Source organism: uncultured Paraglaciecola sp. (assembly GCF_937123705.1).
In the GTDB taxonomy this organism is placed as follows: domain Bacteria; phylum Pseudomonadota; class Gammaproteobacteria; order Enterobacterales; family Alteromonadaceae; genus Paraglaciecola.
The window spans coordinates 25,724-33,821 of record NZ_CAKZKO010000152.1 but is presented as its reverse complement, the minus strand read 5'-3'; the positions used below and the strand labels follow the sequence as shown (position 1 = coordinate 33,821).

The window sequence follows — 8,098 nt, the reverse complement described above, 5'->3', positions numbered from 1 at the left end:
CTTCTTTATGATTCATAAGAGCAGCAGAAAAAATAGATCTGGTTTCATCAATTGCAACAAGATGCACGGCTTTTTTAATATTCGTAGCAATATGAAAATCTTGAAAGATATTCTTTTTGTTTATGCCTAAAAATTTCATGAAATTGGTCCATGCCCCCAAGGCGGCAACAGTGTCCCATACACCTAAAAATTCTACATCAACTTTAAATGGACTCTTTTTACTGGTGACCTCATATTTTTCAACCCGCTGTTCTACAACCTTGGTTTCTTTATTGACACTTGATTTGAAATGAATTTTCAATTCATGTGGAATACCCTCGCGATTAATTTTAGCGGCTAATAGCCTTGCTGTTGCAGCACCACGACTAAATCCAAAAATATAAACCAAATCGCCTTTATGCCAGTTTTGAACAAACTTGGCGTAAGCATTTGTAATAATATCGTCAATATCTGCTCCTGTAGCGCCTTTCAAAACCTTTTTAATACGACTGTTCTCATTGTCATTTCCAATACCACGGTGATAGGTTACGATTTGATTATCGGGATCGTTCTTAAGAATTCGTTTAAGATGAACGACGTTAGTGACATTGCCATCAGAGTCAATTAAAACATCATAAGTTTCTGCTAGATCATTAAGTGTTTTGTACTGATATGGTTTGAATTTACCTTTGTTAGCCACGCCACCATTAGCAACTAGAATTTGTAAACATTCAAACTCAACATAATTCAATGCGAGTAATGTTTCTGCATCTGTTTTTCTAATTTCATTAGCTTTATTTAACGCAAATATCAAACCGGCTATTATTACAATCATAATACCTAGTGCAATTTCCATTTTCACTCCTGATGATGCGCTCGTTTTGAATATACTATAAGGGCCCTATTTGTGGGTATCTAATTTTAGGCAGCGCTCTAATGATTGTATAAATTCATCATACAACCCTATATTTTCCTCACTAGTATCGTTGCACTCTTTGCGTTTTGAGTATTCAGAAATTAGCTTTTTCACTTTGCGCTCGTGAAAATATAAATACTCTATTGCCTCTTTCATTTCCATATCAGAATTGTTCAGCGGTAACCCCATTTGAAGCCGCTGATTAATATAAACAGCTAGCAACTCAATACCGCCAATAAAATCACTTATTAAAGGAGCATCATGCCCTGTCTGAATAGCTGTAGCATATGCGAAGTTTGCTTCTTTCATTTTCATAATGAGTAACCTACTAGTAATTAAGTTAGTATAAACCTGATCCAAGACAAGTTAGTAAAAACTTGATCCTTCATCTGGTTTAACTACATCCTAACACGCCTTTAATGTGCTGCAAGTTCTCTTTTACATATTGTTTTCTAATTGGCCCCCAGCAACTTATTGTGTAACTTCTATTTATTGTCCCCCCATAAGCGGTGCATTTTATATCCATCTCAGCTAACGCAGCTATTGCGTCTTGGAGTGTTCGCCTGGGCATTTCTGTTACCTCTAAGAGCGAAGGAACTGTATTAATTCCCGAGTCAATTAAGTAACAAATGTACAATCTTCGATAGAGGCTTGTTTTAGTTTTGCTATATGTTGAGTTCATATTAGAGCTATGATTGGTTTTGTATTATGTAATCTTAGCACGAGTTATACATGGCACTAATGCGTCCATGTAATACAGTGTTGATGATATTTTTTAACGCTAAAAGTTATCTGTATTTTTCTATGTACACTGGTATGCAGTTGCGGATTTCTTCAAAAAAAACTGTCAGCATTAGATTTGTAATTAACAACATTGGCTTTTTCAGTCATTGTTTCTACTAGTTCAATTAGTTGCGAATCGAAGTAGGCGTTAGCATTTTTTATTACCCAAATAACTATTGCATGTGCATTTTCAGCGGTGAAGTCTACATGGGTTCTTGAGAATAGCTTATCTAAAAGTGCCTTACGACTTGATGATGCTAGCTTACTTGTTATCGCTGATAGCTTATTAATAAGCTCATGCCAATACACATCTTTTAAGCTGCTTACCTTTAGTCTTAAAGCTGATTTAACATTTTCAAGCTTTAATCAAGCTCATTCATTAATTGAGGATCTATATCTGCAAGAGCTTTATAAGTCATCATTAATTTATCCATATCCTTGATATAGCAATCTTCAAGTATTTTTACATAGCTTTTGTTTTTTGTAAGCTCATAATCTTTTTTAGATTTTTCTAAATTTCTTTCAGCCTCTTTTTTTGCACTGTATTTATCAAGGTCACTACTGCGCTCCTGGGTGCCAATGTTAAAGTTATCATTGAACCAGAGTTCATTTTGTAAAACTTTCACATGTGAAGGTTTTTATTGGGCTGAGGACTTCAACAGGCATTAAAGTATCGACTTATGTATTGATAATATTAAAATATGATGCTGTAATATGTAAAAGAAGGGCTGCACGAAGGTAGAAGAACGTTGCAGCCCTATACACATACCAAAAACATACGAGGAGGATGGTATGCGCGCTAAGCAGTTTACCAGAAAAAAAGTTCTACTTATTGAGTTTATGAACTGGCCAATAGAAAAGCGTCAGAAATTCATTGAAAAAGAAATGCCGGATAGCTCTCAATTTATAACTGATATGTTATTACGAAGCATTTAGTGTAGCAGGACATTAAAAACCCTAATTTATGTATTTGATTAGGGTTTTATGTTTTCCTCACCCCAGCGAATTGAACTGGGAAAAGCCGGAAACAGGGAATGACTTAGGGAAATGAATTACTTTATAAGTTTATGCTTTCTTAAATAGCTTGCTACCGCTTGTTGTGTGCCGAAAGCACCGATAAGCATCTTTTCAGCGTGAGCGGTTAGCTGTTTGTCACTTGAGTTTACTAGCATTTCATACCATGTTTTTACTAGTACAAGAGGTGGCTCATTCAATTTGGTTGCTCCTATCTATTATTTGAATAATTCAACTTAAAAATTAATCTTTCCATGGCTTAAAGCTTGCTGGAAAGACGCTTAGCATAGAAAAAGTCTTTACAATCTATGCATTTAATTTTTGATGAATCTTCATGCATTGGATTGATAATATAGTTGTATTCTTCTTGGCAAAGGCTAGAAGGAACTTGCAGAACTGCAGCATCCATACTTGAAAGCCATTTAGTACCAAACTGCTGTGTGTGGGGGATGTATGGATGCTCATCCCATCCAATTGGTAACTCACTAGCCACCAGCCGCTTTATTTTAATTTCATCGCTTATATGTATTGTTGTGACAGATAATTGCTTAGTGATTTAGCTAAAAACACCGGCCATGATGTTTTAGACTCATTGTTATCAACATTATCAAAAAAACAAATTGAGGTTAAAGATATTGTTGCTCTGCTTTTAGTTTCAAATGAAACGGTTTACAAGCTTCTTAATAACTAAATATAAAACCCCTTAATTATTTAGGGGTTTTTAGATTTATGTAGTGCTTAAAAAACTCATCTCGATCAATGACCCCCCAGTTTGTCAGCATGTAATATCCTGATGTACCTCGCTCACCACCACTCTCTCTAACAAATAAAATTCTCATGCCAAACTCTGTACGTATAGAAGCAAGTTGCCGCTTTATCGTTGACTCAGGGATTTTTGTAGCTTGGTGTAAAGTGTGAAGGCTTGGTCTTTTTGTTCGGGATAATGCGTTAATGAGATCAAATTTACGCTTCATATCTTTTGATATACTCATTTTCACCTTCATTATTCTGGCTCTAAGTAGAGCCAGAAGGTAAGTCCTATAATTACAAAGTACCCATACTGACTATTTCAATGTCAGAAGTTAGTACTTTAACTTTCTTCTCTGATTTTCCATTAGCCACCCTCACCCAAACCTCTTCTGGATTTTGGCAGGCTCGATCAAGTAATAAGATACCACGAACTACATCTGTTTCAGTAAGTACGTTCACTACAATGGTCAACTCACTAGCTTCGACAGGCTTCCAACCTTTATCTTTTTCTATTGCAGGTAAAGCATCTTCGTTACCATTATTAGCTCCTGGGCCCGGCGCAATAGAGTCACCAGCATTATTGGCTTCACCAGCATTATTGGCTTCACCAGCATCATTGGCTTCACCAGCATCATTGGCTTCAAAAGTGTTCATAATGTTTGTGCTGCCCTGAGCCTCACCTTCCACCGCATCGCTGTCTTGGCTAGAGCTGGCCTCTTCTGCAATTCGCTTTGCATCATTTAATAGATCACGACTTTGCTTACGAGTAATACCCTCATCCAACGCGTTAATGCAGACTGCGCTGCATTGCTCTTCATTTAGATCATAAAGCAACCTAAGGTTATTTAACGTTTCGGTATCGCTACAAATATCATTATCGTAAAGCTCACGCACACACGCAGGGAGTTTTAGGAGTGATAAGTGGGTTGATACGAAGATAGCGTTTTTGCCAATCCGCTGCGCAATCGCTTTTTGTCTCCAGCCTGAATCAGCGAACACCTTGAGAGCATATGCAATTTCTAAAGGAGTTAAATCATCCCGCTGAATATTCTCAATAAGCTCCCCAGCAGTCTCATCTAACTCAGAAAGCTCTTTATCGTTAACCATAATATCAATTGTCTTAATACCCGCAGCTTGCAATGCTCTCCAGCGGCGCTCTCCTTTCTGGATAACGTATTTACCATTTTCATCTTTAGGATAAACAATAACAGGACTCTGTTGACCCTCTTCCCTCATTGAAATGGCAAGTTCATCAATATTTTTAAACTTTTTACGTATTTGCTCTTTTGACACTACGTTTTCTATATTAATAGCAATTACTTCTTTGCCTTTTTTGCCTGTTGCTGCTTTTGCAAGGTCAGACAAACCTTGCAAGTTACCTAACTTAGCCATATTTTTATCCCACTTTAACCATTAGTTCATTTAGTACCAACTCAACTTCTTTGGCTGCTACGTGCCCATACCGAAGCTCCCAAACTGGAATACCTTCAGTGATAGCTGTATCGAGTGGTGGCCTATGCATAATTATATTTTTAAATAACAAATCTGGAACTGAACTCTGAAGCTCCTTTAATGATCGATCGTGATTAACTGAACGATCCATATCATTAATAATAATACCCAATATATCTAGCTGAGCATTGTATGCTTCGCGAATACCAATAATTGTATTTAAAAGTCCCTCCACGCCATCCACAGCAAACCCTGATAGTTTCACTGGGCAAACAACATGTGTAGACATTACAAGTGCAGCCACCAGCTTTCTACCCAGGCTGGGTGGGCAGTCAATCAGCACGTAATCGTATTGTTCAAATAAACTCGCTAAATTCTTAGCTGGGTTCATTGCCTTATCCAGTGGGACTGCCTCCATTTCAAATAGGGCTGGGTCGTTTTTAGGTGTGTGAATTAAGTCCATCCCTGCAGGGCAGTGAATAACTTCAACTGCCTCTAGCTCATCTTGGAAAAGTGAGGCGGTTTTAGTACCTGAAAGTATTGTATCAAAGTTGCCGTGATCATCGACAACTCTTGGGGCCAGCCTGCTCGATGTATTACCCTGACCATCCATATCAATTACAAGCACTTTCTTCTTCATCTTGAGTGAAAGGTAAAAAGCAGTTTGAATACAAAGAGTGCTTTTACCTACGCCTCCTTTTTGGTTGGCATAGCTAATCACTTTTGCCATATACACACCTCACTAGTTGTTACGAAGGGCACAACCCCTACATTTGCATAAAGCAAGTCTAACGCTCATTTTATAATACTACAAGACCTTATTATAACCCTGTATTGACATTACAAAGCTGCATACAAGTTTGATTGTCTAGGACAGGGGAAGTTGGTAGCTATCTGCAATTCCCTGCTTTTCTGTATCCAGCCTTTTCTGCTTCCAATTCAGTTGAGAATTTTACTACATTACCAGGGCTCACCCGGTTGTAGCTAGGGCAGCCTACCGAAAGGTGATATATCTTACTGTTCTTATTCCCGCGTATATTACCGATAATTTTCGGGGATTGATTTTGATGTGAGGTGGTAACGGTTTTTATTCCTTCACCTGAGCTTTTGTGGCCGAGTGTCCAAGATTTTTCACCTATAACGAAGGGATTATTATGACCAACTAGCTTGGCAATTCTATTATCGCGCTTTACTTCCCATTCAGTTACAGGGTATTTGTTATTCCACGCCATCATAAGTTGTTGTTGTTGTCGGCTCATGTTTAAGTTATATCTGTCATGCATGTAAAAATATATTCTTGCAACTTGGCCTTTAACTTTATTTCTTGGTTCTACTGTCCTTTGCTTAAAATCAATTTTAGCTTCGCACTGTCCATACGAACTTGTTATTCCAGGTAGTTCACCAAACGAATAGTTAGACCTATCAGCATTGAACTCCCCTATCGCTATTACTAAATTATGGGGATTTGCTTCCATTTCTCTAAATGTGGAATCTGTTTTAACGCAATTTTTCCGCCCACCATTTTGCCAACACTGCCGCTGGTGACCAAAGGCCCACGCCGGTAATACGTGTTCGTACTCTGTTCTTTTAGCACGATTATCCTGGGCTCTAACTTGATACCCGCATGATTGAAGATCTACTCTGCCACCCGACTTTCCGACCCAACGCCAATCACAGCCGCAATAAAATGTTCCTTCTCCTTTCGTAGTTTGGTCAAAATAAACATCCTGCTTAAGCTTAAGCTTAGCTTCACGGAAGCTATTAATATCAGCTAGTGCTGGACTACTAAGCGTAAATGCTAAAAATATAAATAATAAGTTCCTCATTTCAATCTCCTTTAAGTCAAATAAACATTATCCCGCTTTTGGGTAGTTAAAATCACGCTCCTAATCTCCCTTTTTAAGATCACAACTTGAATTGTTAGACTGCATACTGCTATGGGGGATGTAAAAACTTTCACATGTGAAAGTTTTTACTGGTCTTTACGAATATCAAATAGGGCCAATTTACAATTGGCGCTTTGTGTGTGGGGGTTATTTTGAGTTAACTGTATCTTTTAAAGCTTTACCGGCTTTGAAACTTGGGATTTTTGCGGCAGCAATTTTGATTGTATCACCCGTTTGAGGGTTCCGCCCATTTCGTGCCGCACGTTCTTTAACTTGGAATGCACCAAACCCAATTAACGAAACATTACCGCCACCAGCAAGTTCATTAGTTATGTTATTAGTGATAGCATTTATAGCTTTCTCTGCGTTAGCTAGGGTGATATCAGCCTGCTCAGAAACACTTTTTATTAAATCTTTTTTATTCATTGATCTACTCCACTTTTAAATTTATTCAGATGCTTCAGTTGCATCTTGCTCTTCCTGTTCAGCAATCATTCTTTTTATAACTGCCATGATTGCTTGCGGAGGCTGCGCCCCTCCAAGTAACTGTGTTCTACCAGTACTATTATCAACAATGAAAGTAGCCGGCGTTCCGTTAATCCCATTGTTTGTTGCTTGCTTAATGTCTTCAGCAATTTTATCGTTATAGCTTCCATTACTAATACACTTTTGAGCTTCAGTAACATTTGCACCAACACCGGCAACGAGTGAAGCTAAATCCTCGACACCTTGGCCGTTACCTCTTGATTTATTAAACACATCATCAAGAAAAACCCAAAATGCTTTATTACCTTTTTGCTCTCGAACACATTCTGCAGCAATTGATTGGCGTTTAGCTGCTGGGTTATGAAAATCTAAAGGTAAGTGCTTCCATTGCCAATTAACCATACCCTTACTTGCTTCGACTATTTTTTTAGGGGTGTCATGAAATCGCTTACAGAATGGGCACTCAAGATCTGAGAACTCTACCATTGTAAATCGAGCATTTATATTACCGTAAATATTTTTTCCTTCTGGTACATCCTCGCTTGCTAAAGGGTACTGAGCAAGCTTAGCCTCTAGGTTTTCCTGTTGCTTTTTCTCTGCCAATGCCTCCAGGCTTTCAGCCACGGCGCTTTGAAACTGCTGTGGTGTAAGTTGGGCTTTTGCTGTTTCCTTAACCTCATCTCTGAGATTAGAAATCTCGCTTGATAAGTTGCTTGTTGTAGTAATAGTCAAGTACATACTAAACCCAATAATTGCGACTAAGAAAGTTAATATTAAGCAAATAAAGACATTCATTAAGTTTGTCGATTTTTTTTCAGCTGCCATTAGTTTG

At 38.0% G+C, this 8,098-nt stretch carries 13 protein-coding genes and 1 pseudogene; 1 reads left to right on the top strand and 13 read right to left on the bottom strand.

Features of this window, described 5'->3' with window-relative positions:
* The 5 genes and pseudogenes from Q0688_RS20640 to Q0688_RS20625 form a co-directional block, all read right to left on the bottom strand.
* Positions 1 to 835, bottom strand: an 835-nt coding sequence (locus Q0688_RS20640; RefSeq protein ID WP_299081896.1) for a DUF2235 domain-containing protein, incomplete at its 3' end; no start/stop codon positions are given.
* A gap of 45 nt (positions 836 to 880) precedes the next feature.
* Complete coding sequence (locus Q0688_RS20635) at positions 881 to 1,210, bottom strand: hypothetical protein (protein ID WP_299081893.1); 330 nt, start codon at positions 1,208 to 1,210, stop codon at positions 881 to 883.
* 79 nt (positions 1,211 to 1,289) lie between these two features.
* The gene (locus Q0688_RS20630) at positions 1,290 to 1,577 is read right to left on the bottom strand and encodes a helix-turn-helix domain-containing protein (protein ID WP_086957853.1); all 288 of its coding nucleotides are present in this window, start codon (positions 1,575 to 1,577) and stop codon (positions 1,290 to 1,292) included.
* 152 nt (positions 1,578 to 1,729) lie between these two features.
* Positions 1,730 to 1,990, bottom strand: a pseudogene (locus Q0688_RS27680) (DUF4942 domain-containing protein); the annotation flags it as partial.
* A gap of 50 nt (positions 1,991 to 2,040) precedes the next feature.
* Complete coding sequence (locus tag Q0688_RS20625; RefSeq protein ID WP_299081889.1) at positions 2,041 to 2,304, bottom strand: hypothetical protein; 264 nt, start codon at positions 2,302 to 2,304, stop codon at positions 2,041 to 2,043.
* Positions 2,305 to 2,470: 166 nt separating this feature from the next.
* Here Q0688_RS20625 and Q0688_RS20620 point away from each other — a divergent pair, with 166 nt between their 5' ends.
* Positions 2,471 to 2,614 carry a hypothetical protein gene (locus Q0688_RS20620; RefSeq protein ID WP_299081887.1) on the top strand — a complete coding sequence of 48 codons (144 nt, stop codon included), beginning with the start codon at positions 2,471 to 2,473 and terminating at the stop codon, positions 2,612 to 2,614.
* A gap of 116 nt (positions 2,615 to 2,730) precedes the next feature.
* Here the strand turns inward: Q0688_RS20620 and Q0688_RS20615 are convergent, their stop codons facing one another.
* From Q0688_RS20615 to Q0688_RS20580, 8 genes are all read right to left on the bottom strand, one after another.
* Positions 2,731 to 2,892 (bottom strand): hypothetical protein, encoded by a 162-nt coding sequence (locus tag Q0688_RS20615; RefSeq protein WP_170924531.1) that lies wholly within the window; start codon positions 2,890 to 2,892, stop codon positions 2,731 to 2,733.
* A 59-nt stretch (positions 2,893 to 2,951) separates the two neighbouring features.
* Positions 2,952 to 3,185, bottom strand: a complete 234-nt coding sequence (locus Q0688_RS20610; RefSeq protein ID WP_299081878.1) for an RES family NAD+ phosphorylase — start codon at positions 3,183 to 3,185, stop codon at positions 2,952 to 2,954.
* 214 nt (positions 3,186 to 3,399) lie between these two features.
* The gene (locus Q0688_RS20605) at positions 3,400 to 3,684 is read right to left on the bottom strand and encodes a helix-turn-helix domain-containing protein (RefSeq protein ID WP_086957839.1); all 285 of its coding nucleotides are present in this window, start codon (positions 3,682 to 3,684) and stop codon (positions 3,400 to 3,402) included.
* A gap of 52 nt (positions 3,685 to 3,736) precedes the next feature.
* Positions 3,737 to 4,834: a ParB/RepB/Spo0J family partition protein gene (locus Q0688_RS20600; RefSeq protein WP_299081871.1), complete on the bottom strand. Its 1,098-nt coding sequence runs from the start codon at positions 4,832 to 4,834 to the stop codon at positions 3,737 to 3,739.
* 4 nt (positions 4,835 to 4,838) lie between these two features.
* Positions 4,839 to 5,624, bottom strand: coding sequence for a ParA family protein (locus Q0688_RS20595; RefSeq protein ID WP_086957836.1), 786 nt, complete (start codon positions 5,622 to 5,624; stop codon positions 4,839 to 4,841).
* 160 nt (positions 5,625 to 5,784) lie between these two features.
* Positions 5,785 to 6,720: an endonuclease gene (locus Q0688_RS20590; RefSeq protein WP_299081867.1), complete on the bottom strand. Its 936-nt coding sequence runs from the start codon at positions 6,718 to 6,720 to the stop codon at positions 5,785 to 5,787.
* Between the two features lie 207 nt (positions 6,721 to 6,927).
* Entirely contained in the window at positions 6,928 to 7,206 is a 279-nt protein-coding gene (locus tag Q0688_RS20585; RefSeq protein ID WP_299081864.1) for an HU family DNA-binding protein, read from the bottom strand.
* A gap of 21 nt (positions 7,207 to 7,227) precedes the next feature.
* Positions 7,228 to 8,091: a DsbA family protein gene (locus Q0688_RS20580; protein WP_299081862.1), complete on the bottom strand. Its 864-nt coding sequence runs from the start codon at positions 8,089 to 8,091 to the stop codon at positions 7,228 to 7,230.
* Positions 8,092 to 8,098 lie beyond the last annotated feature (7 nt).